The sequence below is a fragment of the Rhizobium sp. SJZ105 genome (assembly GCF_007828365.1).
In the GTDB taxonomy this organism is placed as follows: domain Bacteria; phylum Pseudomonadota; class Alphaproteobacteria; order Rhizobiales; family Rhizobiaceae; genus Agrobacterium; species Agrobacterium tumefaciens.
Map to the genome: position 1 here is coordinate 859,428 of NZ_VIUP01000001.1, position 25,466 is coordinate 884,893.

Consider the following 25,466-nt stretch of genomic DNA (forward strand, 5'->3'; position numbering starts at 1 on the left):
CTGTGGTCAAACCTTGAATTGTCACGATTTCGCCTTCCCCCCAGTGGGGAGAAGGCAACCAATGCGAGTTGATACGGCCCTTTCCCCGCTTACTGCCCCATGGTCGAGCGATGCGCCCAGCCGGTCATGCGCTTTTCGAGCCAGGCCATGATCGCATACATGACGATACCTTCCACGGCGAGCATCAACAGACCGGCAAAGACCAGTGGCACGTTGAACTGGCTTTGCGCCGAACTCATCATATTACCGAGGCCATAATTGGAGGCGACGGTTTCCGATACGACCGAGCCGACGAAGGCGAGCGTGATGGCGATTTTCAGCGAGCCGAAGAAGTAAGGCATGGAGCGCGGAATGCCGACCTTCAGCATGATATCCATCTTCCTGGCGCCAAGTGCGCGCAGCACGTCCTCCGTTTCCGGCTCGATGGTGGCCAAACCGGTCGCGACGTTGACGACGATGGGGAAGAAGGAAATCAGGAACGCAGTCAGAACCGCGGGAACAGTGCCGATGCCGAACCAGATGACGAGGATCGGCACCAACGCCACTTTGGGGATGGCATTAAAACCGATCATCAGCGGATAAAGCCCGGCATAGATGGTTTTCGACCAGCCGATAAAGAGGCCGATGGCGAGACCCGCCGCGACGGCAATCGCAAAACCGAGCGTGGTGGTATAGAGCGTCTGCAGTGAGTTCTTCCAGATCGGCGACCAATATTGCACGATGGCCTGCCCCACACGCACGGGCGATGGCAGAATGGTTGGCGGCATTTTCAGCGCGTAAACCAGCAATTCCCACATTGCAAACAGCGCCAGCGTATATAGCCAGGGGGCGGCCTTCACCCAGTTGACCCGGGCGATCAGCGGTTTCGACGGCGCGGTTGCCATGCTGCTTTCCACAAACGCACTCATGCCGCCACCCTCGCCTGCGCTATCTCGCCATGCAGTTCCTGCACCATGTCGTTGAAACCCTTGTCATACATGATATCCAGCTGGCGCGGTCGCGCAAAAGGCACGCGGTGTTCCGCCAGCACGCGGCCCGGCCTTGCACTCATCACGAAAATCTTGTCGGCGAGAAAGGTCGCTTCGCGCAGATCGTGCGTCACCAGAATGATGGTAACCCGCTGCGCCGTATGCAGATCGCGGATGACACACCACAGTTCCTCGCGGGTAAAGGCGTCGAGCGCGCCGAAGGGCTCATCCAGCATGAGAAGGTCCGGCTCGTGGATCAATGCGCGGCAGAGATTGGCGCGTTGCTGCATGCCGCCGGAAAGCTGCCAGGGGAACTTCGAGCCGAAGCCTTTGAGGCCGACGATTTCCAGCAGGCGTTCGGCTTTGGCGACATATTCGGCCTTATGCGCGCGCAGACGCCGGCGGTGCTTCTCGACGATCTCCAGCGGCAGCAGGATATTTTCGAGCGTAGTGCGCCAGGGCAGCATCGTCGGGTTCTGAAACGCCATGCCGACAATGGAAACCGGTTCCGTGACCTGCCGCCCGGCAACGATGACATTGCCCTTTTGCGGAATGTGCAGCCCCGTTACCAGCTTCATCAGGGTCGACTTGCCGCAGCCCGACGGGCCGACGACAGCAGCGAATTCCCCCTTGTCGACCGTCAGGTTGAGGCCGGATACAGCCAGCGTTCCGGCCGCCCCGCCGTAACGCATGTCGACATTGTCTATTTCCACAAGATGTGACATCGCAGTCCCCTTTTCAGCCCCCCATGCTATTTAAAAATTGCAAACCGCCCGGACCGGCAAGCGATCCGGGCGGTCGCCGTGACATCAATCAGGGAAGCATGCGCTCTTCCTTGGGCGGCAGGTAAGCCGCGTCGAAGACCTGCTCTGCCTTGACGTTACCTTTCAGACCCATGGAAACTTTCAGGGTCTCGAGGGAGGCAGCAAGCCGGGCCGGATCGACGCCGCCCATGCCATTTTCCACCACATAGGGCGTCTTGATGTTCATGCTGTTGGCCATGTTGAGGCGTTCCAGCTCAATCGCGCTGTCGAGCGTCTCGTTACGCTTGAGCACGGCCGCCACACCCTCTTCAGGGGCCTTGACGGAATCGGCGAAGCCCTTGGCCAGCGCCTTGAGGAAACCCTTGACGGCATCAGGGTTTTTCTCAGCAAAATCAGTGTTTACCAGCACAGCATTGCCATAAAGATTCAAACCATGCTCGGCCATCAGGATGGTCGAGATATCGTCATCGGCAATGCCCTGTTTTTTCAGGTTGAGGATCACCGAAAAGGCAAAACCGAAGACGCCGTCGACATCGCCCTTGGCGAGCATTGGCTCACGCACCGGAAAGCCGATCGATTCGATCTTGATCTTGCTGTCGTCCAGCCCCGCGACCTGCTTGAAGGCTGGCCATTGCGCAAAAGCGCCATCCGGCGGCGGCGCGCCGAGCTTCTTGCCTTCCAGCGACTTCGGGTCGCCAGTGACACCAAGCGACTTGCGGCCGACGACGGCAAATGTCGGGCGTTCATAGACCATGTAAACGGCCTTGACCTTCTGGCTCGGATCCTCATCGAGGAACTTGATCACCGAATTGATGTCGCCGAAACCCATCTGGTAAGCGCCGGTTGCCACGCGCGGAATGGCCTCCACCGAGCCGTTGCCGCTGTCGATCGTCACGTCGAGGCCTTCGGCCTTGAAGTATCCCTTGTCCAACGCCAGCAGGAAACCTGCGGCAGGTCCCTCGAATTTCCAGTCGAGCGTGAATTTCACCGGCGTTTCGGCATGGGCGCTCGTTACCGGCAGCGACAGCCCGGCAGCGGCACCGACTGCAGCAATGGCCAGAGCTCTCGACAACAACCTACGCGTTAATATCATCTGTTCCCCCTGATGGTTATGGTTGGATTGGTTGCATAAGACCCAATTCCAGCCATCAAGGCAAGATAAAATTGCATACAAAATAGCCGTTATTTTGTATGCTTATTTTAAAGGCACTCATGGTCAACCGGCAGGCAAAAAGCTCGATTTTTGCCCATCCCGCATGCAACGAAGCGACAGCAATATCGTTCACGCAGCGAACACAGCGTTCTCACTTGCCGGGGTTGCGGATCAGGCGCAGCGTGGGACAAATAGGGCCACAAACAGCAGGCAAAACGGCGGGGACGGCAAGATGAATTCTGCACTGGGCATACACCACATCACGATGATCACCCGGAAGGTGCAGGCGAATGTCGATTTTTACGCCGGTTTTCTGGGCTTAAGGCTCGTCAAACGCACTGCCGGTTTTGAAGATGCCATGCAGCTTCACCTGCTTTACGGCGACGGAAACGCCTCGCCCGGCTCGCTTTTGACCTTCCTCGTCTGGGAAGACGGTGGGCAGGGCCGCGTGGGTTATGGCCAGACGCTGGAAGTTTCACTGGCGATCGACCCTGCCAGCATTGGTTTCTGGCTGACGCGCGCGCTGAAATTCGGCATCCGCGCCGAGGGCCCATCCGACGAATTCGGAACCCCTGTCATCCGGTTGAAAGACCCTGACGGCCTGATCGTCAAGCTGGTCGGCACGAACGCCTTCGCCGATGCCACTCCGCATGTGACAAACGACATCCCGGCAGAAGACGCCATTCGCCGGATTTATGGCGCGACGATGTTGAGCGAGGTGCCGGAAGAAACCGTGGCGTTCCTTACAAGATATTTCGGATACCGGCAGGAAAGCCAGACAGGCGCGATCCGCCGGCTCATATCGCAAAGCGGCGACATCATCGACGTGCGCGACGCGACCGGCTTCTGGTCCAGCGCCCCGGGCACCGGCACTGTTGACCACATCGCTTTCCGCGCGAAGGATCTGGAAGAGTTGAACGCGGTTCTGGCCGAGCTAAAATCGCTGAACTCCAGCACGACGAATGCCCACGACCGGAAATATTTCCACTCGCTTTATGTCCGCGAACCGGGCGGCGTGCTGATTGAAATGGCGACCGACGCTCCCGGCATGACCGTGGACGAACCGCTGGAGGCACTCGGCGAAAATTTGTTCATCCCGCCACTCTTCATGAAGGACGAAGCGGATGTGCGCGTTGCGCTGCCGCAATTTTCGATGCCGGGCGAAGAACGTATCGTCTATCGCGACCTGCCCTTCGTGCACCGCTTCTATACGCCCGAGAAGCCGGATGGCAGCACCATCATCCTGCTGCACGGTTCCGGCGGCAGTGAAACCAGCCTGATGCCGCTGGCGCACCGGGCTGCTCCGGGCGCCACGCTTCTCGGCGTCCGTGGCCGCAGCACGGAGGAAGACATCGCCCGCTGGTTCCGGCGTCTGCCCGATTTCAGCTTCGACCAGAAGGATATCGTCTCGGAAGCGGAAGCCTTTGCCGCCTTCATTGACGGCGCCATTCGGTCCTATGGTCTGGATCGTTCGAAACTGCGCTTCATCGGCCATTCCAACGGCGCAAATTTCTATGCAGCCTTTGCGGCACTCTACCCGGAGCTTGCCGGGGATGCGCTGCTTTATCGCCCGTTGCCGATTCTCGATAGATGGCCGGAAAGTGATCTTACCGAACGCAACTTCCTGCTCGTAGCCGGAGAACGCGACAAATATCGCGACAGAGCGGCAGATGTGCAAGGCAGGCTTGTGGCCGGCGGCGCGCGGGCAGAAGTGCAAATGATCGATGACGGTCACGATCTTGGGTTTGCCGATATCGAAGCGGCACGGCACTGGCTTGCGGCGTGACATCTGACGATACTACGTTGCCTCGCGGTTTAGTCTCCCCCGCCGGCCAGAAAGCCACGGCAGCGGTATAAGGGGCAAAGGCCGTGAGATTGGGCAACGTTTTCCCCTCATCCGACCCTTCGGGACACCGTCTCCCCGGCGAGGAGAAGAAACAAACGGCAACCTCCCGCATCCCTCAACCAAGCCTTGCATAAATTCGCCAAAACGGCTTTAAAAACAGCTTAGTAATTGGAGAGTCTGTTTGGAAATCCCGTTTCTCATCCTCGCCGTCATCGCAGCCTTCATCTATACGCTGGTCGCAAGCATCCGCAATTCAAGCCGCATCAAGTCGCTGGAGCGTGAGCTTAACGGCCTGAAGCGGCTGATGGCCACCGGGGCGGCCTCTCCTCTTGCCGCACAGGCGGAGGCGGATGCAGCCGCGGAAAACCCGGATTTCAGGGCGGAAGAAGAAAACCGGGCTTTGCCGGAAGAAGAGTTCGTCGAAACGGAATATCCGTCCGAAACCGAAATGGCCGCGGCCATGGCGCCGGCGGAGAACCTTGCCAGCGCGGAAGAGACAAGTGCGCTTTCCACTGAGGCCGCATCCGCGTCAGCCCCGAAGGAAAGCTTCGAAAGTCTGCTGGGCGCACGCTGGGCAGTGTGGGCAGGTGGGCTGGCGCTGGCGCTCGGCGGCATTTTCCTCATCAAATATTCGATCGAGTCTGGGCTCCTGAGCCCGGCCGTGCGGCTTTCGCTCGCCGCCATTTTCGGCCTCGGTCTCGGTCTTGCCGGCGAAGCAATCCGCCGCAGGGCCGTACCTGGTATCGCCACCACCTATTCCAACGCCATGATACCTGGCGTGCTGACGGCAGCAGGTGCACTGACGCTGTTCGGCGTTATCTATGCCGCCTACGGCATTTACGACTACATAAGCCCCACTACCGCTTTCATCCTGCTCGGGCTTGTCGCCTTCGCCACTATTGGCCTTTCACTTCTGCACGGGCAGGCGCTCGCCGGTCTTGGCCTTTTGGGTTCGATGCTGACGCCTGCGCTGATTTCCACTGAAACCCCGAATATCTGGGCGCTCTTCGTCTTCCTCACCATATCCTGGCTGGCGACAGCAGCTGCTGCGCGCAGGCAGCGCTGGACCGTGGCTCCCTCGCTTGCCAATGCCGGTCTCGGCCTCTGGGCGCTCGGCTATATCGCCATCGCCGACACGATCAGTGCCGCACCTCCGGTCCTTGCGCTGCTCGTCATGCTGGCGGGTACGATCTTCCTCTGGCCCGGACGCTATTTCGACGCAGCACCTGCCGAAACGGGAGAAACCGTAACTTCCGGGCGGCGCGCCGTTCGCGCCATGCGGCTTTTGCTGCGCCCGTCGCTTGCCATCAATCTCACCGTCTCAATGGCCGTGATCCTGCCGGCATTCAGCTTTCTCGTCATCGGCGCCGGCATCGACCTTCATCCGGCCGTGATTGTCTCAGCGCTCATCGCAGGGCTGGCGGCCCTTGGTGCTTCCCGCCGCAACGCGGTCTGGCCCGCCATCATCGCAGCACTTGGCGCGCAGGCTGCGGTCTCGGTGATGTCTCGCTCCGGGCTCGATTTTATCGGCATCATCAACGATACCTCGATTGCGCTGCCGCCGGTGCGAACCGGCTACATGGCTGAAATCGCCATGGCGCTTGGTCTTGGCGCCATTCTTTTGCTCTGCGGTTTTTCCTTCCTTAAACGCAAGGGCGCGGACGATCCGGATTTCGCCCAGCTCTGGGCGGGGATTGCAGCTCTCTTCCCGGTCTGGCTCGGAACCGCGAGCTTCGTCGAATATGGAAATCTCGGTCGTGACTGGCTGCATGCAGCCTATGGCCTCGGCCTCGGTTTCCTGCTGATCGCCGCTGCAGAATGGCTGCACCGACAAAACAACGAGGCCTATCGCAAGCCGCTCAACATCCTCGTGCTCGGCTCCTTTGCCGCATTCGCGCTAAGCCTGCACACGCTGACTGAGGGGCTTACGACAACCATACTGCTTTCCGTCATCGGTTTCGGTTATGTGCTGGCAACCCGCCAGCGCAACTGGGATGTGCTGCCCTGGGTCATGGCGGTGGCAAGTGTTGCCGTTCTTGGCCGCATCGCCTGGGAGCCGACCATCGTCGGGCCGCAAAATCTTGGGCTCACGCCGGTCTTCAACGCGCTTCTGCCGGGTTACGGCATTCCGGCGCTGCTCGCTATCGTCTCCGCCTGGATGCTGCGCGACTGGCCGGGCTTCCGGGCAAAGAACTTCCTGCAGGCCATCGCCAGCCTGATGGGCCTGCTGGCGGTCGCAATCCTCATCCGCCATGCGATGAATGGCGGCACACTGGACGAAAGCGTGCCGACGCTTGGCGAACAGTCGATCTATACGCTGCTGACCATCGGTTTTTCAGGCGTACTGATGACGCTCGATTTGAAGAGCCCCAGCCCCGTGTTCCGTTACGGCTCGATGATTGCAGGCGTTATCGCCGTCATCAACGTGCTGGTGATGCATTTCTTCACGCTGAACCCCTATTTCACCGGCGAAAATACCGGCCGCATCCCGTTCCTCAACCTGCTGCTGATCGGTTACCTGCTGCCGGCGCTTGCCTATGGCGGCCTTGCCTATTACGCACGCGGCAAGCGGCCTGCAGCCTATGTCAGCCTGCTGGCCGTGGCGGGTGCCACACTCGGCTTTGCCTGGGCCACACTTTCGGTCCGCCGTTTCTGGCAGGGTGAAAACATCGCCAACTGGAAAGGCTTCCTGCAGGGCGAGACCTACAGCTACTCGGTGGTCTGGCTGTTGATCGGCGTATTGCTGCTCATCGTCGGTTCGCGCTTCAATGCCCGCAGCCTGCGTCTGGCATCCGCCGCCTTCGTGCTGATCTCCGTCGCCAAGGCATTCCTGATCGACATGAGCAATCTTGAGGGCGTGCTGCGGGCGCTGTCCTTCATCGGCCTTGGCGCCGTGCTGATAGGCATCGGTCTGTTCTATCAGAAAATCCTCACCCGGCAGCCGAAGACATGATCCCGGCTGAGGCTTTTGCGCCCTATGCGGCGCTTGCGCAGGACCTGATCCCGCATGCCGCCGATGCGGGTGACGGCTCACACGATCTTGCCCATATCCACCGCGTCTTCCGCAACGCCATGCGCATCCACGCGGGCGAAGGAGGCGATGGCACGGTGCTTGCGGCCAGCGTGCTTTTGCATGATTGCGTGGCGGTGGAGAAGAACTCGCCGCTTCGCGCGCAGGCCTCACGCCTTGCGGCGGAAAAAGCCTCCGGCATTCTGGCCGGGCTTGGCTGGCGTCAGGCCGATATTGACGCCGCCGCGCATGCCATCACCACACATAGTTTTTCCGCCAATATCGAGCCGCAGACGCTGGAGGCAAAGATCCTACAGGATGCCGACCGGCTGGACGCCATCGGCATGGTGGGTGCTGCGCGTTGCTTTTATATTGCCGGACGCATGGGTTCGGCGCTCTACGACCCGGCCGATCCGCTGGCAAAGGACCGTCCGCTTGATGATCGCGCCTTCGCCATCGACCATTTCGAAACCAAGCTGTTCAAGCTTGCGGATGGTTTCCGCACCGAAACCGGGCGAGAACTGGCAAAGGCCCGCCATGAGCGGCTGAAACAGGTGCTGGACCTGTTTCTCGACGAAATCTGAGGAGACCTGAATGCGTGTGACCGAACTCAACATCTACCCGCTGAAAAGCGCGCGCGGCATTGTCCTCTCGAAAAGCGATGTTTCGGCGGAAGGCCTGCCCGGCGACCGGCGCGCCATGCTGACCGACCCTTCGGGCCACTTCATCACCCAGCGCGAATTGCCTGATATTGCCACGGTTCTGGCACAGCACGCGGATGGCGGCATGGTGCTTTCGCGGGAAGCAGGTGGCGAGATTTTCGCCAGGCCTTCCGGGCAGCGCATGGATGTGGCCGTGTGGAAATCGATCGTCAGCGCCAATATCGCCGATAGCGAAACCAACGATACACTGTCTGAGTGGCTTGGGCGCGAGGTGAAGCTGGTGTTCTTCGATGACATCGCAAAACGCATCGCGAGCCGTGAATGGACCGGCAACGAAACGCCCGTCACCTTTGCGGACGGTTACCAGATCCTCGTCACCACCACCGCTTCACTTGCAGCCCTTAACGACAATATGCGTGCAAATGGCGAAGACGCCGTTGGCATGGAGCGGTTCCGGCCCAATATCGTGCTGGAAACGGACGAGCCGTGGGCGGAGGATCGCTGGGCGGCGATCGAGATCGGCGGCATCCGTTTCGACCTCGTCAAGCCCTGCGCCCGCTGCATCATGACGACACAGGACCAGATAACCGGCTCCCGCGATGTACCCTCCCCCATGAAGGCCATGGGCCGCATCCGCATGTCCGGCGACCGGCGTGTGCCCGGCCCGCTCTTCGGCTGGAATGTCACACCGCGCGGCGAAGGCAGGCTAGCTGTTGGCGATGTAGCAAAGGTAGTCGAGGAACGGCCGGACGGCTGGGCGATCAAGAGGCGTTAAGCAGCTGGGCCATGCATCTCACGATCTCGTATCAAGGCTTCCTCGCACCGACGATCAGGAAAATCGGACGGCGGTCTTCGTGTTTCATCTCCGGCCGCTCCGCCAGCAGGGCGGGATCGGGCCTCGGTTCCGCGAGCCGCGTGATCGCAAAGCCTGAAGTCAGCAGGGCGTTGAGAATGCCTGACACCGTGCGGTGATATTTGACGACATCATCCGCCATCCAGTTGGAATGGCGCACGCCCTCGTTCTGATAGTTATCGAGCGGCCAGTGCAGTATTTCGCCATCTTCGCCGTAGAACCAGTCCTGTTTGTCCAGCGCCGTGAACACGGGATGCTCGATGGAAAAGACAAAGTCGCCGCCGGATTTCAACACGGAGAAAACTCTCGCGAATGCCGCATCGAGGTCGCGGACGTAGTGCAGAGCGAGTGAGCTCAGTACCAGATCGAAGCTTTCCGGCGCAAAATCGATGTCCTCGATCGCGGCGCGGCGATATTCGATGCCGGGGCCGCCGTTTATCTCGGCGGCGCGGCGCAGCATATTTTCCGACAGATCGACCCCGACGACATGCGCCGCGCCCTGCTCTACGGCGTGGCGGCAATGCCAGCCAAAACCGCAACCGAGATCAAGAACTGTCTTGTCTTTCAGCGCTGGCAACATGGCGCGCAGCTCATGCCATTCGCCCGCCTGACGCAGTCCCTCCAGAGAGCGTGGCATGGCGCTGTAGCGCTCGAAAAACTGCGGGTCGTCGTAAATATTCTGCTTCATCGTTGCCTCACCTTGCCCGATGGCATTTCACCTGAGTGTCTCATCAATCGCACGAATAGTGCCGTCAAGAAAAGTTGCTAGTGGGGCAGCCTTGCAAAAGATAATATTCCTCTCATCAAAGGGGAATTTTGCGGCACAGCGTCCCACGGGGCGAGGTGCTGCATCGGGAGAGTTTCATGTCGCAAGCCACACGCCAAACCATGCCCTGGGCGATCATCGTCGCCGGGTCGCTGATCGCGGTCATGACCTTCGGGCCACGCTCGGCGATGGGCTTTTTCCAGCTACCCATGCTGGCCGATACCGGCTGGGACCGCTCCACCTTCGGACTTGCCATGGCGTTTCAGAACCTGTTCTGGGGTCTAGGCCAGCCATTCTTCGGCGCCATCGCCGATAAATTCGGCACCGGCCGTGTGCTCGTGCTTTCCGGCTTTCTCTATGCGGCTGGCCTCATCTGCATGTCCTTCGGCACGTCGCCCTTCTGGCTGCATTTCGGTGGTGGCGTGCTTGTCGGGCTTGGCATTGCCGCTGGTTCATTCAGCGTCATTCTTTCGGCCTTCGCGCGGCATGTTACGCCGCAGCAACGCTCGCTTGCCTTCGGCATCGGCACCGCGGCGGGATCGGCGGGCATGTTCCTGTTTGCGCCAATCAGCCAGGGCCTGATTTCCACCTATGGCTGGTCGGACAGTCTCGTCTGGCTTGCCGTGATGATGATGCTGGTGCCACTGCTGGCCTATCCGATGCGCGGCAATTCCTCGTCCGGTAGCCAGTCGCAGACGCAATTCAAGCAGACGGCAGGCGAGGCGCTGAGAGAAGCGCTCGGCCACAAGAGCTATCTGCTTTTGACCACCGGCTTTTTCGTCTGCGGTTTTCAGGTGGCCTTCATCACCGCGCATTTTCCGGCCTATCTCGGCGATATCGGCATCGAACCCCGCTATGCGGTCATCGCCATGGCGCTGATCGGCTTCTTTAACATCATCGGATCGCTGGCCGCCGGCGTCATTGCCCAGCGTTACTCGAAACCCTATCTGCTGGCCTATATCTATATCGCCCGCTCAATCGCCGTCACGGCTTTCCTGCTTCTGCCGCAAACGCCGCTTTCGGTCATCATCTTCGCGGCCGTGATGGGCATCCTGTGGCTTTCCACCGTGCCGCCGACCAATGCGCTGGTGGCGATCATGTTCGGCACGCGCCATCTCGGCATGCTGGGTGGCGTCGTATTCCTGTCGCATCAGATCGGCTCGTTCCTCGGCGTCTGGCTCGGCGGCTTCCTTTACGACAAGCTCGGCTCCTACGATCTCGTCTGGTGGCTCGGCGTCGGCATGGGGATTTTTGCGGCCATCGTGCATTGGCCTATTCAGGAACGACCCGCACCTCGGCCAGCGATGGCCTGAGGCTATACCGCCTTATCGAGCGCAGGCAGCACCGCCTTGCGCTCCAGTGCCTTCAACGCCGCCTGCACGAAACCGTCGCGGGCGGCGTTTTCATTGAGGCCGCGTGGATCATAAACATGGCGGTTGAGGAAATGGGCGGTGAGACGGAAGGCGGCCGCGAGGCTGTCGCGATCGGCGGCCTTCGACTGACCTTCGCTCAGGAAAGCGGGAAGCGAAAGCATACGCGCCGCATAGGGCGCCCCCGCCGTACTACAGACCGCCCTGCCCGTTTTGGGCGACACATAGATGAGATCGGTGCGCAGGCCCGTTGCCGCGCATTCCGTGAGATCGAGACCGAAACCAAGATCGTTCAGCACCGCCAGCTCGAAACGAACGAACAATTCGCCAGCATCGACCGGATCATGGAGATTGTCGAGAATGACGTCGAGCGCCTGATAGAGATGCGGATGCGGGTCACGCTCCGGCAAAAGGCGCAGCAACGCGCCCATGGCCTGCACACCATACACGGCGGTTGCCGTTTCCATCAGTTGCGCCGCCCGCAACTGCAAAGGCTCAATGCGGAATTCGCCGAGATGGTCGTCAAGCCGCGCCCGCCAGATCACATCCACCCGGTTTCCCGCCTGCAGCACCGGCTGCATGCTGCGGGAGCGCCCGCCGCGCACCATCCCCAGATGGCGGCCGCGCAAACGGGTCATCACCTCGGCGATGACGCTGGTCTCGCCATGACGCTTTACGCCGAGAATGATTGCCTCGTCCTGCCACTGCATGAAATCTGTCCGAATTCCGATTCAAGCCCGATCATAACCGATCTGACGGCGAAACGTTATTCTTTTACGGTGTCGCGCGCCGCAGCAACGAGCGTCGTCACGAAATCGGCGATTTCGTTTTCACCGAAAGGCTTGCCCAGCAGGGGCGCATGCACGAGATCTTCGGGAAAACCACTCGTGTCGCCATAACCACTGACGAAACCGAAGGGAATTCCGTGATCGCGAAGGTGGCGGGCAAAATCGTAACTCTTGCCGTCGGAAAGGCTGACGTCGAGAAGCACGCAATCGGCGCCATCCCGCCCTAATGCGTCCTGTGCCTGCGCAAGTGTCGTCGCAATCGTGATGGTTTCAACGCCGATGGACTGGAGAACCGCCTCGACGTCAAGCGCCACCAGATATTCATCTTCAACGATGATGCAGCGTTGTGGCACCATGTTTCTTCTTCTTTCAACGTGAAGGGAACCAGACGGATTTGCGCCGCTGTCGCCAATGTGATTTTCAAGCGCCATGTCGACAGAGTTCGCAAATTACGGACCCAACGTCATTTAAAAAAGACATGTCGAAAAAAGATCAGATGAAGGGTCTTGGCCGCTTTTCATCGTTTTGCCAACCGGCAACATGGCTCAGTCCGGCATCGTCCAGCACCAGACAGCCCTTGTCCGTCCAGCGAATCAGACCGCGATCGACAAGCTTTCTCAAGGTCTTGTTGGTGTGGACGATGGAGAGGCCGAGCGTATCGGCAACGTGCTGCTGGGTCACCGGGATCGGCGTTTCGCCCTGCACGAGATTAACCGCCTTTGCCTTGCTGTAAAGGAACGCGATGAGGTAGGCAGCACGCTCGATTGCTGTGCGTCGGCCGATGCTGAGCAAGTGGTTGTCGAGCATGCGCTCCTCGCTTGCTGCAATCCACGTCAGGTCATAGGCAAGGGTCGGATGATCGGTGAAGAGGTTGTTGAGTCGCGAGCGCTCGAAGACACACAGTGTCACCGGCGACAGCGCCTCCACCGAATGCTGCATTTCCCCCATGACCGTGCCCTGCAGGCCGACTAGATCGCCTGGCATGACATAATTGAGGATCTGCCGCCTGCCGTCTTCCAGTGTTTTATAACGGAAAGCCCAGCCTTGAAGGACAGTGTAGAGATGGGCGCTGTGCGACCCTTCCATCAAAATGACGGAACCGCTTTCCACCGCCAGTTCCCCTGTCTTGAAACGGGAGACGAAATCCAATTCGGAAGAGGAAAAGTCCCTGAAATGCGGCAGGTCGCGCAAGGGACAGTGCTGACACGGGGTGGTGGAAATTCCGTTCGGTTTTTTTGGCGACATGAATATCCATCATCGAAAAAAAGGTTGCGCCCAATCGTTTTGGAACAACCCACCCGAATGCATTCGGTTCCCGATAAAAGGTTGAAGATATTCAGAATGTTCGTTGTGTGCCGTTCCGTTTCCGGCCGGCACATCCACATTCCTGTGCCTGTCACAGGAATATGGGAGGAACCGTATGTGCCTTATCCCCGCGGAAATTCCAGGCCCATTTCGCGGAAACGTTCGGGGTCGTCGCCCCAGTTTTCGCGAACCTTGACGAACAGGAAGAGGTGAACCGGCTGTTCGAGGATTTCAGACAGTTCCTTACGCGAGGCGGTGGAGATCGCCTTGATCGCGTCGCCGTTCTTGCCGAGAGCGATCTTCTTCTGGCTGTCGCGCTCGACGTAGATCACCTGCTCGATGCGCACGGAGCCGTCCTTGCGTTCTTCCCACTTCTCCGTCTCGACATGCGAGGCGTAGGGAAGCTCCTGATGCAGACGCAGGAACAGCTTTTCGCGGGTGATTTCGGCGGCAAGCTGGCGCATCGGAAGATCGGAAATCTGGTCTTCCGGATAATACCACGGACCTTCCGGCAGGGTATCGACCAGATAATCCATCAGGTCTTCGCAGCCCGAACCGTTGGTGGCCGAAATCATGAAGGTCCGGTCGAAGGTCACGTGCTCATTGGCGGCGGCAGCAAGCTTCAGCAGGTCTTCGCGCTTCACCTGGTCGATTTTGTTAAGGCAGAGGATTTTCTTCTGCGGAACATCCTTCAGCCCCTCGAGAATCGCTTCCGCGTCACCCTTCAGGCCGCGTTCGCTGTCGATCAGCAGCAGGATGAGATCCGCATCCTTCGCTCCGCCCCAGGCCGAGGTGACCATGGCGCGGTCGAGCCTGCGGCGCGGCTTGAAGATGCCGGGCGTGTCCATAAAAACAATCTGCGCATTTTTGTGAATGGCGATGCCGCGCATAACGGCGCGCGTCGTCTGTACCTTGTGGCTGACGATCGAAACTTTTGCACCCACCAGCCTGTTGACCAGCGTCGACTTGCCGGCATTGGTCGGGCCGATGAGGGCCACAAAGCCGGAGCGGGTCGGAAGGGCGATGTCTTCGCCGGCAACGGCGGGGTTTTCGTGATCGGTCATGATATCCATTCAAGGTCTGAGGTATTCAACATGCGGCCACAAGGCTCGCCATGCGCTCGATTTTAGCGCCACTATCTTTCGGGCGCTCAGTTCTAGGTGGAGCTTTTCTGCCAGACGCCTTCGCGTTCCAGCAATCTGGTTGCTGCCACCTGTTCGGCTGCGCGCTTGGAACGCTCGACGCCGGTTTCCGGCTTTACGCCGGGAATTTCCACCGTCACGGTGAAGCTGGGATCGTGATCCGGTCCGGAGCGATCGTCAACCCGATAAGCGGGCGTAACCGCAAATCTGGCATGCGCCCATTCCTGCAATTCAGTCTTGGCATCGCGCCGTCCGGCATCCACGCGCGTTGCGCGGCCCTGCCAGTATTTCAGAATGAACTTGCGGGATGCCTCCAGACCACCATCCAGATAGAGAGTGGCGATCAGGCTTTCGACCACATCGGCGCGCACGTTCAGCATCGCCTTGCCGGTCAGCTTCTTCACATCCGATCCGGTGCGAATGAAATTATGCAGGCCCATTTCGTCGCCGATAGCGGCGCAGGATTCGGCGCTGACAAGCTGGTTGAGGCGAACCGAAAGCTCACCTTCGCTGGCGTTGCGGAAGGTAGAGAACAACAGCTCGGCAACACAAAGGCCGAGAACGCGGTCGCCCAAAAACTCCAGCCGCTCGTAATTGCCCGCCGCAGCGGAACGGGCACTCGCATGGGTCAAGGCCCGGTCGAGCCGGGCCTTTTCCTTGAATTCATATCCGATCAACGCTTCGAGACGGGAAATCTCCGCAATCGACAGCGGCTTGGTCTTGCTCATCCCACAACCTTGAAGAGACGGTCCCAGCGCATGTTGGACGGCCAGTCCCAAATGCGGCTGAACGGCGTGTCATTGCCCAGCGAGAAGAAGATGACGCTGGCGCGGCCGATCAGGTTTTCTTCCGGCACGAAACCGACATCGAAACGGCTGTCGAGCGAGTTGTCGCGATTATCGCCCATCATGAAATAATGGCCTTCCGGCACCAGGAATTCGCGGGTGTTGTCGCCGCGCGAATCGGGCGACTGGTCGAGCGTGTCGAAGGTGACGCCATTATCGAGCGTTTCGCGGAACACCGGTACATTGGCGCCCGGATCGGCACGGTAATCGGAGGTGAAGGTGCCATCAGGCTGCTTCGGAACCGGCTGGCCGTTGATGAACAGCACGCCGTTCGTCACCTGGATGCGGTCACCCGGCAAGCCGACGAGACGCTTGATGTAATCAACTTCAGGATTGGGCGGCAGGCGGAAGACCACGACATCGCCACGCTTGGGCTTGCTGAATTCGAGGATACGGCCGGAAAACAGGTTCGGCGAAAAGGGCAGCGAATATTTCGAATAGCCGTAGGAGAACTTGTTGACGAAAAGATAGTCGCCTACCAGCAGCGTCGGCATCATCGAACCTGAAGGGATCGTGAAGGGCTGAAACAGCACGGTGCGGATGACCATGGCCAGCAGCAGCGCCTGAATGATGACCTTGACGTTTTCCCAGAGGGCGTTCTGCTTCTTTTCAGCTTTTTCGGACACTTAAAGACCTGCCTGATTGTTTACCGGTTCCTGCGATTTGACGGAGGCGTCCGGGCCGTTGTTGCTCGCGACTGCGGCGGGGTGAAGCAATTTTTCACGCAGCCAGCGACGCTTTCATATTTCTGCGACTTCTCTAGAACCTTTCCAGCCGGAAGGGAAGCGCTTCTGTCATACGCCTGCAAATAGGCCGCCAATGCGGCAGCCGCCGGTCTCAGTCGCTCACGGGAAGCGCCTCGATAATCACAAATGCCTGAGCGTAAGGGTAATCGTCTGTGATGGTCAGATGGATATTGGCGCGGTGACCGGCGGGCAGCATGGCCGCCAGCCTTTCTGCGGCACCGTTGGTGAGCGCCATGGTCGGCTTGCCGCCCGGCAGATTGACGACCCCCATGTCCTTCCAGAAAACGCCGTTCGCAAGGCCGGTTCCGAGCGCCTTGGAACAGGCTTCCTTGGCGGCGAAACGCTTGGCGTAGGATGCCGCGCGGTTCTTGCGGCCATCGGACTTGGCGCGCTCGATATCGGTGAAACAGCGGTGCGTGAAACGTTCACCGAAACGGGTGAGCGAATGTTCGACGCGGCGGATATCGATCAGGTCGCTGCCCAATCCAAGGATCATTTCAACATCTCCAGAGACGCGTTTTTATTGGCGGCGCGATGCGCGAGATTTTCCATCTTGCGGCGCTGGAAACCGCTGATGAGGCTGTAGACGGTGATATAGGCGATGACCGCGCTCACGGCCGCGGGCAGAAGCGCACCGACGGTCATGGGTTCCAGCACCGGCCTCCATATCTGCCGGAATTCGAGGTGGCTGAACAGCGCAACGAAATCCACATGCGCAACCCCCGCCTCCTTCTGTCGTCCGAGCAGGAAATGCCCGAGTTCCCAGGTGGACGCCCAGATGAACGGAAATGTCAGGGGATTGGCGAATGTGGTGCCGAGTGCTGCCGCAACGAGATTGACGCGCATGAGGAAACCGAGCGCCATGGCGATAATGATATGCACGCCTAGAAACGGTGTCCACGCCACGCCGATACCGAGCGCGACACCGGCGGCAATCGAATGCGGAGACGCAGACAACCGCAGGAGACGCAGCTTCATATAGCGCAGCGAACGGGTAAATCCCGTGCGCGGCCAAAAGAGGTCACGAATCTTCTCTGAAAAACCAACGGGTTCACGGCGGCGAAACGGCATGAGGGCAGTCTATTTCATCGCCCCGGCTGAGCCAAGAGCATCGTATACGACACGGGGATTTCTTTTGCAGGCATATTTTCCCCGTCATTCCGGCCTTTAGCTGGAATTCCGCCCACGCCACGTGGCATCACCGAGTATACGAACCTTGCCGAACACTCTGACCTCATCCTCAGGCTTGTCCCGAGGATTTGCAACCGATTGATTGAATGCAAGGATATCAGATCCCTGGGACGAGCCAAGGATGACGTCGAGGAAACAAGCACCTCTCGCCGTCAAATTTGTTTCAAAAGCAGCGTGTCCTATCTTTTAGACCGGAAAACGGTGCACGCCCGTTCGTAACGCGCATTCACACAGCCTTAAGAGACACGAGAAGGTGCTGACCGACAACGGTCACCCGCCTTCCAAGTCCCATACGCATGGCGAACGGCTGCCATGCGCTGAGTGCATTACCGGCGGAACAGGCCGCGGTCGATTTCGCGCTGGCGGAACTCGAGGTCGACATTCGACACGGAGCCGCTGAGATATTCGAATTCGCGTTCCTGGGTCGTCTTGCCACGAACTGCACGGGCGATCTTGCGAAGCGGAGTAAACATGATTTCATGTCCTTTCAGTTTGGAAATGGCGTTTCTCATCGGGGTAGGACCACCGGCACGCCGCGTTTTCCGTTTTTCAATTTCTGAAAGGAAGATAGTCGCAAACCACATGCGCGACCAGAGACAGTAAAAGGCCGCTGCCATGCACTGAATGCATAACAGCGGCCTTTTGGAATGTGCGAATGATCAAAAATGCCTCAATCGAAGGCACGTTTGACCGTGGATACGCAATCGAGGTCTTTCAGCTGCGACAGCAGCTGGTTGAGTTGCCGCAAATCCCAGACTTCGACATCCAGCGCCAGTTCGGAGAAATCCGTGCCGATGCGGACCATATTCAGGGCGCGTATGTTGACATCCAGCGTCGCGATTGATTGCGCCACGGAGGCGAGCGTGCCGGGTTCGTTCAGCGCGTTGATCATCACCCGCGCCATGAAGCGCGACTTGTTCGCCTCATCAAGATCCCAGCGGACATCAATCCAGCGCTCCGGCTCATCGTCGAAACGCTGCAGCGCCGGCGCCTGAATGGGATAGATGGTGATGCCCTTGCCTTTTTCCATGATGCCGACGATGCGATCACCCGGAACGGCACCGGCGGCACCAAAATGCACATCGACATTGCCGGAAAGACCACGGATGGGCAGCGGGTCCGGTCCATCGAGCATTTCGGCTGCGCCATCGTCTTCCAGAACGGAGCGCGACTTTCCGGGGATCTTGAAGACCATACCGGAAGCGCTGCGCATGTTGAACCAGCCGTCGTCGCCGGTCATCTTCACCGTCACGCGCTCGTCCTGATAATCCGGATAGACTGCACGCAGCACGTCGAGCGAGGAGACCTCGCCGCGCCCGACGGCGGCGATAGCGTCTTCCACATCCTTCTGCGCCAGACGATGCAGCACGGGTTTCAGCGCGTCACGCGAGAAGGCCTTGCCGGCACGTTCGAAAGTGCGCTCCAGAATACGGTAACCGAGACCCGAATATTGCTTGCGAATGGCCATGCGCGTGGCGCGGCGGATGGCCGAGCGGGCTTTGCCCGTCACCACCACCTCTTCCCATGCAGCGGGCGGAACCTGCACGCCGGAGCGGATGATCTCCACCTCGTCGCCGTTGTTGAGCCGGGTCACAAGCGGCATGATCCGGCCGTTGATCTTGGCGCCAACTGTGGTGTCGCCGATATTGGTGTGCACCGCATAGGCGAAATCGATGGGCGTCGCGCCGCGCGGCAGCGCAATCAGCTTGCCCTTGGGTGTGAAGCAGAACACCTGGTCCTGGAACAGTTCCAGTTTGGTGTGTTCGAGGAATTCTTCCGGGCTGTCGCCTTCTGCCAGCGATTCGATGGTGTGGCGCAGCCAGGAATAGGCGTTGCTCTCCGGCGAGAGCAGATCGCCCTCCCCGTTTTCGCCGTCCTTATAGAGCGCATGGGCGGCAATGCCGAATTCGGCGATTTCGTGCATGCGCTTGGTGCGCAGCTGCAACTCGATACGCTGGCGCGAAGGGCCAACGATCGTGGTGTGGATGGAACGATAGTCGTTCTGCTTCGGCGTGGAGATATAGTCCTTGAAGCGACCGGGTACCACGCGCCAGCGGGTGTGGACGATGCCGAGCGCGCGGTAACAGGAGGGAATATCGTCCACCAGAATGCGGAAGCCGTAGACGTCGGACAGCTGCTCGAAAGAGAGCGATTTCGACTGCATCTTGCGGAACACCGAATAGGGCTTCTTCTGACGCCCCTTGACGCTGGCGCCGAGAAGGCCGTTCGCCACGAGTAGCTCGCGCAATTCGTCCTCGATCTTCTTGATGAGCCCTTCGTTGCGCGTTTCGAGCTCCTGAAGGCGGTTGGTCACCGTCTCATAGGCTTCCGGATTGAGGTAACGGAAGGACAGGTCCTCCAGCTCGTCGCGCATGTCCTGCATGCCCATGCGGCCGGCCAGCGGCGCATAGATTTCCATGGTTTCTTCGGAAATGCGGCTGCGTTTGTCCGCCGGCATATATTCCATGGTGCGCATGTTGTGCAGGCGGTCGGCCAGCTTCACCAGAAGAACGCGCACGTCGTCGGAAATGGCAAGCAGCAGCTTGCGCAGGTTTTCGGCCTGCTTGGCCTTACGCGTGACGAGATCGAGTTTCTTGAGCTTGGTCAGCCCCTCCACCAGTCTGCCGATATCCTCGCCGAACAGCTCGTCGATTTCAGCGCGGGTAGCGGTGGTGTCCTCGATCGTATCGTGTAGCAGCGCCACCGCGATGGTCGATTCGTCGAGATGCATTTCCGTCAGGATGGCGGCAACTTCCAGCGGATGCGAGATATAGGGGTCGCCATTGGCCCGCTTTTGCTGGCCATGTTTCTGCATTGCATAAACATAGGCCTTGTTCAGCAGGGCCTCATTCGCATCCGGTTTATATTTTTGAACCCGCTCAACGAGTTCGTATTGCCGCATCATGCGATATTCCACAAAAAGAAAGCGCGCCAACCTTGGGGTCGGCGCACAATGCTGCATCAATAGGGATCAGATTATGACGGCAAATATTGACAGACGGTAACCACCGCCTGCCAATGGCGTCATAAAGTCAGATCAATAGTCGTCATTTTTTTCCGGCGGCACAAGGCCTTCGATACCGGCCAGCAGTTCTTCTTCCGACATCTGGTCGAAAGTAACGGTTTCCGGCTGGTCGTCCTCTTCGCCATCGGCAGTAGCGGAGGCTGCGAGCGTAACCGGATCGGGCTCGGGCTCGTCCACTTCCACATGCTTCTGCAGCGAATGGATGAGATCTTCCTTGAGGTCGTCGGGCGAGAGCATCTCGTCGGCGATTTCGCGCAGAGCGACGACCGGGTTCTTGTCGTTATCGCGGTCAACCGTGATGGACGAGCCCTGGGAAATCTGGCGCGCACGGTGGCTGGCGAGAAGGACCAGCTCGAAACGGTTGTCTACTTTATCAATGCAATCTTCAACTGTGACGCGGGCCATTGCCTGTCCTTTGCGAGTCGTAATGTCGTGGATCAGAGCGCCGTGCTTTCTTGAGGATGCACAAGGGATGCTCTAACCTATTGAATCTGCGCTTCGTGCCTTGCGAAAAACGCTTTGGATTCCTCGCGACGAAGCCTTCCAGCTTCCGATACAGCCATTAGCCGCGGAATTCAAGTTTTTCCTGTCTTTGGCGTCTTTTGGCACCTTATTGCCCTTGTTTGGCGTCTGATGAACAAAATGTCTAGAAGAATTGTCTTGGAATACGGGTGAAGTTACCTTACTTAAAACGCAACGGCGCTACGCAAAATTCGTTGATACGACATGATTTTTCGCATTTGCGACCGGAAATAAAAGCCAGATAATGGCCTTTCCAAAAAAGGAATGGGATGGAATGTTCGATCCACGGGAGAAAATTGCGCTCTTTATAGATGGAGCCAATCTTTATGCAGCATCTAAAAGCCTGGGGTTCGATATCGACTATCGCAAGCTTCTTAAGGCGTTTCAGAAGCGCGGATACCTGCTGCGCGCCTACTATTACACCGCATTGATCGAGGATCAGGAATATTCCTCGATCCGCCCTCTGATCGACTGGCTGGATTATAACGGCTACAAGGTCGTGACGAAGCCGGCGAAGGAATTCACCGACGCGCTCGGTCGCCGCAAGATCAAAGGCAACATGGATATCGAACTTGCTGTCGATGCCATGGAACAGTCAGAGACCGTCGATCATCTGGTTCTGTTTTCCGGTGACGGCGACTTCACCAAGCTGGTGGACGCGCTTCAGCGCAAGGGCCGCAAGGTTTCCGTGGTGTCCACCATGGCAACGCAGCCCGCAATGATCGCCGACGATCTGCGCAGGCAGGCAGATCACTTCATTGATCTCATGACCTTGAAGGCCGAAATCGGGCGTGACCCGAACGAGCGCCCTGCCCGGCACGTCGAAAGCCCCGAAACGATCTGATCCCGGTTTTTAAGCCGCCGACCTAATGACAACGCGTCCGTCTGCAAGGCGGGCGCGTTTTTGTTTGGCTCCACAACCGTGTATTCCTGCCGGAAAATTCCTCTTAAAATTAACAAACATCAAATTCGGCCAGTCAAAATTATATCTTGGTTAATTTTAGACGTGTCTAAATCACCCAACGGCACCAACGACATGATTTCGGTGTCAAATCAGGATGTTCAGACATGCATGGCCAAGTAAAAACCAATCAACAACTCGACGAAAGACTTAATTTTCTGGGGCTTGGCCAGGAGCAACGGCAAAACCTTTCGGACATGAAGGGCGTCATTACAGGCTCGCTCGACGCCTCTCTCGACCGTTTTTATGCGAAGGCGCGCTCCGTGCCGGAAACGGCGAAGTTCTTTGCAAGCGACGCGCATGTCCAGCATGCCAAAGGCATGCAGATGAAACACTGGGCAAGAATTGCCTCCGGCGCCTTCAACTCGGACTATACCGATGCCGTGACGGCCATCGGCCGTACCCATGCAAGGCTGGGGCTGGAGCCGAGATGGTATATTGGCGGTTACGCGCTGATGCTTGATGGCATCGTCAAAGCCGTCGTCAATTCAGAACTGAAGGGCCTTTTCCAGGAAAAGAAGGCCAAGAAGCTGAACGACGCCCTGACGGTAACGATCAAGGCCGCCCTTCTCGACATGGACTATTCGATCTCCGTATACCTCGACGTGCTTGCCGCCGAGCGGCTGAAGGTCGAGGAACAACAGGCGCAGATGAAGAAGGAGCAGGAGCACGTTCTCGAACTGCTCAACAACGCCCTGAACAAGCTGGCGAATGGCGACCTCACCTCCAGCATCAATGAAAAGACTGCACCGCAATTCGAGGGGCTGATTGCCAATTTCAACGCTGCGGTTGGCAATCTCGCGGGTGCATTCTCGCAGATCGTCGAGGAAGCCAACAAGATATCAGGCAATACGCGCGAACTGACATCGGCTACCGACGACATGGCCCGCAGAACGGAGCAGCAGGCAGCAGCCCTTGAGGAAACCGCCGCCGCCGTGGAGGAAATCACCACCATTTCCAAACTTTCGGCACAGCGCTCCGAAGAGGCCAAGGCCATCGTCGAAAGCTCGGCCGCCGAAGCGGCGCGGTCACGGGATGTGGTGACGGAAGCGGTAAAAGCGATGGGCGCCATCGAGGAATCGTCGCAGAAGATTACCCAGATCATTTCCGTCATCGACGAGATTTCGTTCCAGACGAACCTTCTGGCGCTGAATGCCGGTGTGGAAGCCGCGCGTGCCGGTGAAGCAGGCAAGGGTTTTGCCGTCGTCGCCCAGGAAGTGCGCGAGCTGGCACAGCGTTCAGCCAACGCCGCGAAGGAGATCAAGACCCTCATCACCAAATCCTCGGAGGATGTGATGCAAGGCGTATCGCTGGTCAATAAAACCGGGCAATCGCTGAATACGATCGGCAACAAGGTGGATCATATTCAGGAACATATAACGTCGCTGACCAAGGCGGCCCAGGAGCAGTCCGTCGGCATTCAGGAAATCAGCGCCGCCATCAACAGCATGGACAATCTGACCCAGAAGAATGCGGCCATGGTGGAAGAAACCAACGCGGCCACGCATAATCTGAGCGATGTGAGCGCCAATCTGGCGGCACTGGTCAGCCGGTTCAGCGTTTCGGCGTCCACGTCCTATGTGGAGCGGACTTATAGGGCGGCGTGAGAGCTGTCTATTCTAGAGGCGAAAGCATCCCCGCTCTCATTTCTGTGCTTGTCACAGCAATCTAGCCAGCCCACATCCTTGGGCTGAAAAGAACTCTCTCGCCGCGCAGACGCGCGGCGGCTTGATTCCTACGACAAGTGCAGGAATGAGGGATGAGCTCTAGGCGTTGTTGCCCTTCAGCAGCCGCGACTTCTGCCGGTTCCAGTCGCGTTCCTTCTCCGTCTCGCGCTTGTCGTGCAGCTTCTTGCCCTTGGCCAGTGCCAGTTCCAGCTTCGCACGGCCCTTTTCGTTGAAATAGACCTTCAGCGGCACCAGCGTCATGCCTTCGCGGTTGATGCCGGCACGCAGACGGTTGATCTCGCGCTTGTTCAGCAGCAACTTGCGACGGCGGCGCGGCTCGTGGTTGAAGCGGTTGGCCTGCAGATATTCCGGCAGGTGGGAATTGATGAGCCAGATTTCATCGCCCTCGTCCGATGCGTAGGATTCGGCAATGTTCGCCTTGCCTTCGCGCAGCGCCTTGACCTCGGTGCCGGTCAGCACCAAACCCGCCTCATAGGTGTCGATGATTTCGTAGTTGAAACGAGCCTTGCGGTTTTCCGCAACGATCTTGTTCACCACGCGCTGGCTGCCTTTGGGGGCCATGATATTTCAATCCCTTGTTTTTCTTATTGCGCCTGCGGCTTGTCCGCCACGAGCGGTTTTCACGTTTCTATTTAGTATCGTCGTTACGAAAAGAAAAGGCGCGCGAAACGGCTTCTGTCGCGAAGCAGTCCCATTGCGCGCCTTTCGGGTTTCAGGTGTCCGTCAGTTCATCAGGCCGGCGTGCTTCAGCGCCGCGTCGATTGCCGCTTCCGTTGCCGGTTCCAGCGTGCTCATCAACGGCGAGCGGACCTTGCGGTTACCGCCACGGGTCTTTGAAAGCGCATATTTTGTGCCGCAGACACCAGGTTCCATGAAGATGGCCCGGTGCAGCGGCATCAGGCGGTCCTGATACTCCAGCGCCTTGGCGTAGTCGCCTGCAAGCATGGCCGCCTGGAATTCGGAACAGAGGCGTGGCGCAACATTGGCGCTGACCGAAACGCAGCCGACGCCGCCATGGGCGTTGAAGCCAAGCGCCGTGCCATCTTCGCCGGACAGCTGGATGAAATCCTTGCCGCAGAAAATCCGCTGTTCGGAGACGCGGTCGAGCTTGCCCGTCGCATCCTTGACGCCGACGATGTTCTTGTGCGCCTTTACAAGCGCACCCATGGTTTCCGGCGACATATCCACCACCGAGCGCGGCGGGATGTTATAGATGACGATCGGCAGTTTCACCGCTTCCGCAACTGCGGAAAAATGGGCGAAAAGCCCCTTCTGCGTCGGCTTGTTGTAATAGGGGGTGACCACCAGCAGCGCATCCGCGCCGGCATCCTGCGCGTGCAGGGCAAGTTCTATCGCTTCATCGGTATTGTTGGAGCCAGCGCCCGCGATGACCGGAACCCGTTTCGCCGCTACCTCGATGCACAGCTCGACCACACGTTTGTGCTCGTCATGGGACAGGGTTGGAGATTCCCCCGTCGTGCCCACAGGCACAAGTCCGTTGCTGCCTTCGGCAATCTGCCATTCCACATGGGCGGCAAATGCCTGTTCGTCCACGGCACCATTGTCCGTAAACGGGGTAATGAGGGCGGGAATTGATCCCTTGAACATACAAAGCTCCTGGCGCCGAGCCGGTTCATGCTTCGGCCGCATTCGATGGTTAAAACCGGCACACATTAGTGCCAGCCCTTGGCGCCGACAAGCGCAAAGGCAGCCTATTTTGTCCGAAATTGTCGGAAGTGTGACAGTCGCGGAAGCTCACGCGGCAGGCAAAAAACGAGGCGGTGGAATTTTACGCCGCTCGCAGACCGGTGAATAAAAGTTGATTGGAGCGCCGAGCGGAAAGTAAGGTTTCGTTAAGCAC

At 58.7% G+C, this 25,466-nt stretch carries 24 protein-coding genes; 7 read left to right on the forward strand and 17 right to left on the reverse strand.

What is annotated here, in order from left to right; all coding sequences use genetic code 11:
• Positions 1 to 89: 89 nt before the first annotated feature.
• The 3 genes from FB593_RS04320 to FB593_RS04330 all read right to left on the reverse strand — a co-directional run bounded on the left by FB593_RS04320 (position 90) and on the right by FB593_RS04330 (position 2,825).
• On the reverse strand, positions 90 to 908 hold the full coding sequence (locus FB593_RS04320) for an ABC transporter permease (protein WP_003512280.1): 819 nt from the start codon (positions 906 to 908) through the stop codon (positions 90 to 92).
• Positions 905 to 1,693 (reverse strand): ABC transporter ATP-binding protein, encoded by a 789-nt coding sequence (locus tag FB593_RS04325; protein ID WP_003512279.1) that lies wholly within the window; start codon positions 1,691 to 1,693, stop codon positions 905 to 907. The genes FB593_RS04320 and FB593_RS04325 overlap by 4 nt, the downstream gene beginning before the upstream one ends.
• An 88-nt stretch (positions 1,694 to 1,781) precedes the next feature.
• Positions 1,782 to 2,825, reverse strand: a complete 1,044-nt coding sequence (locus tag FB593_RS04330) for an ABC transporter substrate-binding protein (protein WP_065661179.1) — start codon at positions 2,823 to 2,825, stop codon at positions 1,782 to 1,784.
• A 292-nt stretch (positions 2,826 to 3,117) separates the two neighbouring features.
• Here FB593_RS04330 and FB593_RS04335 point away from each other — a divergent pair, with 292 nt between their 5' ends.
• The 4 genes from FB593_RS04335 (at position 3,118) to FB593_RS04350 (ending at position 9,178) form a co-directional block, all read left to right on the forward strand.
• A complete protein-coding gene (locus FB593_RS04335; RefSeq protein ID WP_112391614.1) occupies positions 3,118 to 4,671 on the forward strand; it encodes a VOC family protein in 1,554 nt (517 codons plus the stop codon).
• Between the two features lie 241 nt (positions 4,672 to 4,912).
• A complete protein-coding gene (locus FB593_RS04340; RefSeq protein ID WP_162760876.1) occupies positions 4,913 to 7,684 on the forward strand; it encodes a DUF2339 domain-containing protein in 2,772 nt (923 codons plus the stop codon).
• Positions 7,681 to 8,325 (forward strand): HD domain-containing protein, encoded by a 645-nt coding sequence (locus FB593_RS04345; protein ID WP_097102068.1) that lies wholly within the window; start codon positions 7,681 to 7,683, stop codon positions 8,323 to 8,325. Before FB593_RS04340 ends, FB593_RS04345 begins: the two co-directional genes overlap by 4 nt.
• A 10-nt stretch (positions 8,326 to 8,335) precedes the next feature.
• Positions 8,336 to 9,178 carry an MOSC domain-containing protein gene (locus FB593_RS04350; protein WP_111798966.1) on the forward strand — a complete coding sequence of 281 codons (843 nt, stop codon included), beginning with the start codon at positions 8,336 to 8,338 and terminating at the stop codon, positions 9,176 to 9,178.
• A 31-nt stretch (positions 9,179 to 9,209) separates the two neighbouring features.
• Here FB593_RS04350 and FB593_RS04355 read toward each other — a convergent pair whose 3' ends face one another.
• Complete coding sequence (locus FB593_RS04355; RefSeq protein ID WP_065658094.1) at positions 9,210 to 9,944, reverse strand: class I SAM-dependent methyltransferase; 735 nt, start codon at positions 9,942 to 9,944, stop codon at positions 9,210 to 9,212.
• Between the two features lie 176 nt (positions 9,945 to 10,120).
• On the opposite strand from FB593_RS04355, the gene FB593_RS04360 reads away from it, so the two are divergent.
• Entirely contained in the window at positions 10,121 to 11,335 is a 1,215-nt protein-coding gene (locus FB593_RS04360) for an MFS transporter (protein ID WP_003512255.1), read from the forward strand.
• 2 nt (positions 11,336 to 11,337) lie between these two features.
• Here the strand turns inward: FB593_RS04360 and recO are convergent, their stop codons facing one another.
• From recO to rpoZ, 11 genes are all read right to left on the reverse strand, one after another.
• The gene (gene recO, locus FB593_RS04365; RefSeq protein ID WP_025592903.1) at positions 11,338 to 12,102 is read right to left on the reverse strand and encodes a DNA repair protein RecO; all 765 of its coding nucleotides are present in this window, start codon (positions 12,100 to 12,102) and stop codon (positions 11,338 to 11,340) included.
• 56 nt (positions 12,103 to 12,158) lie between these two features.
• Positions 12,159 to 12,536, reverse strand: coding sequence for a response regulator (locus FB593_RS04370; protein ID WP_025592901.1), 378 nt, complete (start codon positions 12,534 to 12,536; stop codon positions 12,159 to 12,161).
• A 136-nt stretch (positions 12,537 to 12,672) separates the two neighbouring features.
• Entirely contained in the window at positions 12,673 to 13,425 is a 753-nt protein-coding gene (locus FB593_RS04375; protein WP_003512249.1) for a Crp/Fnr family transcriptional regulator, read from the reverse strand.
• Between the two features lie 182 nt (positions 13,426 to 13,607).
• Complete coding sequence (era, locus tag FB593_RS04380) at positions 13,608 to 14,558, reverse strand: GTPase Era (protein ID WP_013635798.1); 951 nt, start codon at positions 14,556 to 14,558, stop codon at positions 13,608 to 13,610.
• Between the two features lie 83 nt (positions 14,559 to 14,641).
• A complete protein-coding gene (gene rnc, locus FB593_RS04385; protein ID WP_003512245.1) occupies positions 14,642 to 15,355 on the reverse strand; it encodes a ribonuclease III in 714 nt (237 codons plus the stop codon).
• On the reverse strand, positions 15,352 to 16,098 hold the full coding sequence (gene lepB, locus FB593_RS04390) for a signal peptidase I (protein WP_003512243.1): 747 nt from the start codon (positions 16,096 to 16,098) through the stop codon (positions 15,352 to 15,354). Before lepB ends, rnc begins: the two co-directional genes overlap by 4 nt.
• A gap of 211 nt (positions 16,099 to 16,309) precedes the next feature.
• Positions 16,310 to 16,714, reverse strand: a complete 405-nt coding sequence (gene acpS, locus FB593_RS04395) for a holo-ACP synthase (protein ID WP_003512241.1) — start codon at positions 16,712 to 16,714, stop codon at positions 16,310 to 16,312.
• Positions 16,711 to 17,289 carry a DUF2062 domain-containing protein gene (locus FB593_RS04400; protein WP_003512239.1) on the reverse strand — a complete coding sequence of 193 codons (579 nt, stop codon included), beginning with the start codon at positions 17,287 to 17,289 and terminating at the stop codon, positions 16,711 to 16,713. The genes acpS and FB593_RS04400 overlap by 4 nt, the downstream gene beginning before the upstream one ends.
• A 446-nt stretch (positions 17,290 to 17,735) precedes the next feature.
• Positions 17,736 to 17,882, reverse strand: a complete 147-nt coding sequence (locus FB593_RS04405) for a hypothetical protein (RefSeq protein ID WP_003496944.1) — start codon at positions 17,880 to 17,882, stop codon at positions 17,736 to 17,738.
• Positions 17,883 to 18,079: 197 nt separating this feature from the next.
• Positions 18,080 to 20,314, reverse strand: coding sequence for a RelA/SpoT family protein (locus tag FB593_RS04410; RefSeq protein WP_003512236.1), 2,235 nt, complete (start codon positions 20,312 to 20,314; stop codon positions 18,080 to 18,082).
• A 132-nt stretch (positions 20,315 to 20,446) separates the two neighbouring features.
• Entirely contained in the window at positions 20,447 to 20,839 is a 393-nt protein-coding gene (gene rpoZ / locus FB593_RS04415; RefSeq protein WP_003512234.1) for a DNA-directed RNA polymerase subunit omega, read from the reverse strand.
• Positions 20,840 to 21,230: 391 nt separating this feature from the next.
• On the opposite strand from rpoZ, the gene FB593_RS04420 reads away from it, so the two are divergent.
• Positions 21,231 to 21,800 (forward strand): NYN domain-containing protein, encoded by a 570-nt coding sequence (locus FB593_RS04420; RefSeq protein ID WP_013635795.1) that lies wholly within the window; start codon positions 21,231 to 21,233, stop codon positions 21,798 to 21,800.
• Positions 21,801 to 22,024: 224 nt separating this feature from the next.
• Complete coding sequence (locus tag FB593_RS04425) at positions 22,025 to 23,524, forward strand: globin-coupled sensor protein (protein WP_113473812.1); 1,500 nt, start codon at positions 22,025 to 22,027, stop codon at positions 23,522 to 23,524.
• Between the two features lie 159 nt (positions 23,525 to 23,683).
• Here the strand turns inward: FB593_RS04425 and smpB are convergent, their stop codons facing one another.
• Both smpB and dapA read right to left on the reverse strand, forming a co-directional pair.
• Positions 23,684 to 24,166, reverse strand: a complete 483-nt coding sequence (smpB, locus tag FB593_RS04430) for an SsrA-binding protein SmpB (protein ID WP_003512228.1) — start codon at positions 24,164 to 24,166, stop codon at positions 23,684 to 23,686.
• Between the two features lie 162 nt (positions 24,167 to 24,328).
• Positions 24,329 to 25,213, reverse strand: a complete 885-nt coding sequence (gene dapA, locus FB593_RS04435) for a 4-hydroxy-tetrahydrodipicolinate synthase (RefSeq protein WP_145166344.1) — start codon at positions 25,211 to 25,213, stop codon at positions 24,329 to 24,331.
• Between the last annotated feature and the right edge of the window lie 253 nt (positions 25,214 to 25,466).

Bases quoted from the DNA above. Each gene is read 5' to 3' on its own strand.
- recO (WP_025592903.1), bottom strand. From the start codon at position 12,102: ATGCAGTGGCAGGACGAGGCAATCATTCTCGGCGTAAAGCGTCATGGC.
- FB593_RS04375 (WP_003512249.1), bottom strand. From the start codon at position 13,425: ATGTCGCCAAAAAAACCGAACGGAATTTCCACCACCCCGTGTCAGCAC.
- era (WP_013635798.1), bottom strand. From the start codon at position 14,558: ATGGATATCATGACCGATCACGAAAACCCCGCCGTTGCCGGCGAAGAC.
- FB593_RS04350 (WP_111798966.1), top strand. From the start codon at position 8,336: ATGCGTGTGACCGAACTCAACATCTACCCGCTGAAAAGCGCGCGCGGC.
- FB593_RS04325 (WP_003512279.1), bottom strand. From the start codon at position 1,693: ATGTCACATCTTGTGGAAATAGACAATGTCGACATGCGTTACGGCGGG.
- FB593_RS04320 (WP_003512280.1), bottom strand. From the start codon at position 908: ATGAGTGCGTTTGTGGAAAGCAGCATGGCAACCGCGCCGTCGAAACCG.
- FB593_RS04330 (WP_065661179.1), bottom strand. From the start codon at position 2,825: ATGATATTAACGCGTAGGTTGTTGTCGAGAGCTCTGGCCATTGCTGCA.
- FB593_RS04410 (WP_003512236.1), bottom strand. From the start codon at position 20,314: ATGATGCGGCAATACGAACTCGTTGAGCGGGTTCAAAAATATAAACCG.
- FB593_RS04335 (WP_112391614.1), top strand. From the start codon at position 3,118: ATGAATTCTGCACTGGGCATACACCACATCACGATGATCACCCGGAAG.
- acpS (WP_003512241.1), bottom strand. From the start codon at position 16,714: ATGATCCTTGGATTGGGCAGCGACCTGATCGATATCCGCCGCGTCGAA.
- FB593_RS04360 (WP_003512255.1), top strand. From the start codon at position 10,121: ATGTCGCAAGCCACACGCCAAACCATGCCCTGGGCGATCATCGTCGCC.
- FB593_RS04400 (WP_003512239.1), bottom strand. From the start codon at position 17,289: ATGCCGTTTCGCCGCCGTGAACCCGTTGGTTTTTCAGAGAAGATTCGT.
- FB593_RS04355 (WP_065658094.1), bottom strand. From the start codon at position 9,944: ATGAAGCAGAATATTTACGACGACCCGCAGTTTTTCGAGCGCTACAGC.
- FB593_RS04345 (WP_097102068.1), top strand. From the start codon at position 7,681: ATGATCCCGGCTGAGGCTTTTGCGCCCTATGCGGCGCTTGCGCAGGAC.
- smpB (WP_003512228.1), bottom strand. From the start codon at position 24,166: ATGGCCCCCAAAGGCAGCCAGCGCGTGGTGAACAAGATCGTTGCGGAA.
- dapA (WP_145166344.1), bottom strand. From the start codon at position 25,213: ATGTTCAAGGGATCAATTCCCGCCCTCATTACCCCGTTTACGGACAAT.
- FB593_RS04405 (WP_003496944.1), bottom strand. From the start codon at position 17,882: ATGTTTACTCCGCTTCGCAAGATCGCCCGTGCAGTTCGTGGCAAGACG.
- rpoZ (WP_003512234.1), bottom strand. From the start codon at position 20,839: ATGGCCCGCGTCACAGTTGAAGATTGCATTGATAAAGTAGACAACCGT.
- FB593_RS04420 (WP_013635795.1), top strand. From the start codon at position 21,231: ATGTTCGATCCACGGGAGAAAATTGCGCTCTTTATAGATGGAGCCAAT.
- rnc (WP_003512245.1), bottom strand. From the start codon at position 15,355: ATGAGCAAGACCAAGCCGCTGTCGATTGCGGAGATTTCCCGTCTCGAA.
- FB593_RS04425 (WP_113473812.1), top strand. From the start codon at position 22,025: ATGCATGGCCAAGTAAAAACCAATCAACAACTCGACGAAAGACTTAAT.
- FB593_RS04370 (WP_025592901.1), bottom strand. From the start codon at position 12,536: ATGGTGCCACAACGCTGCATCATCGTTGAAGATGAATATCTGGTGGCG.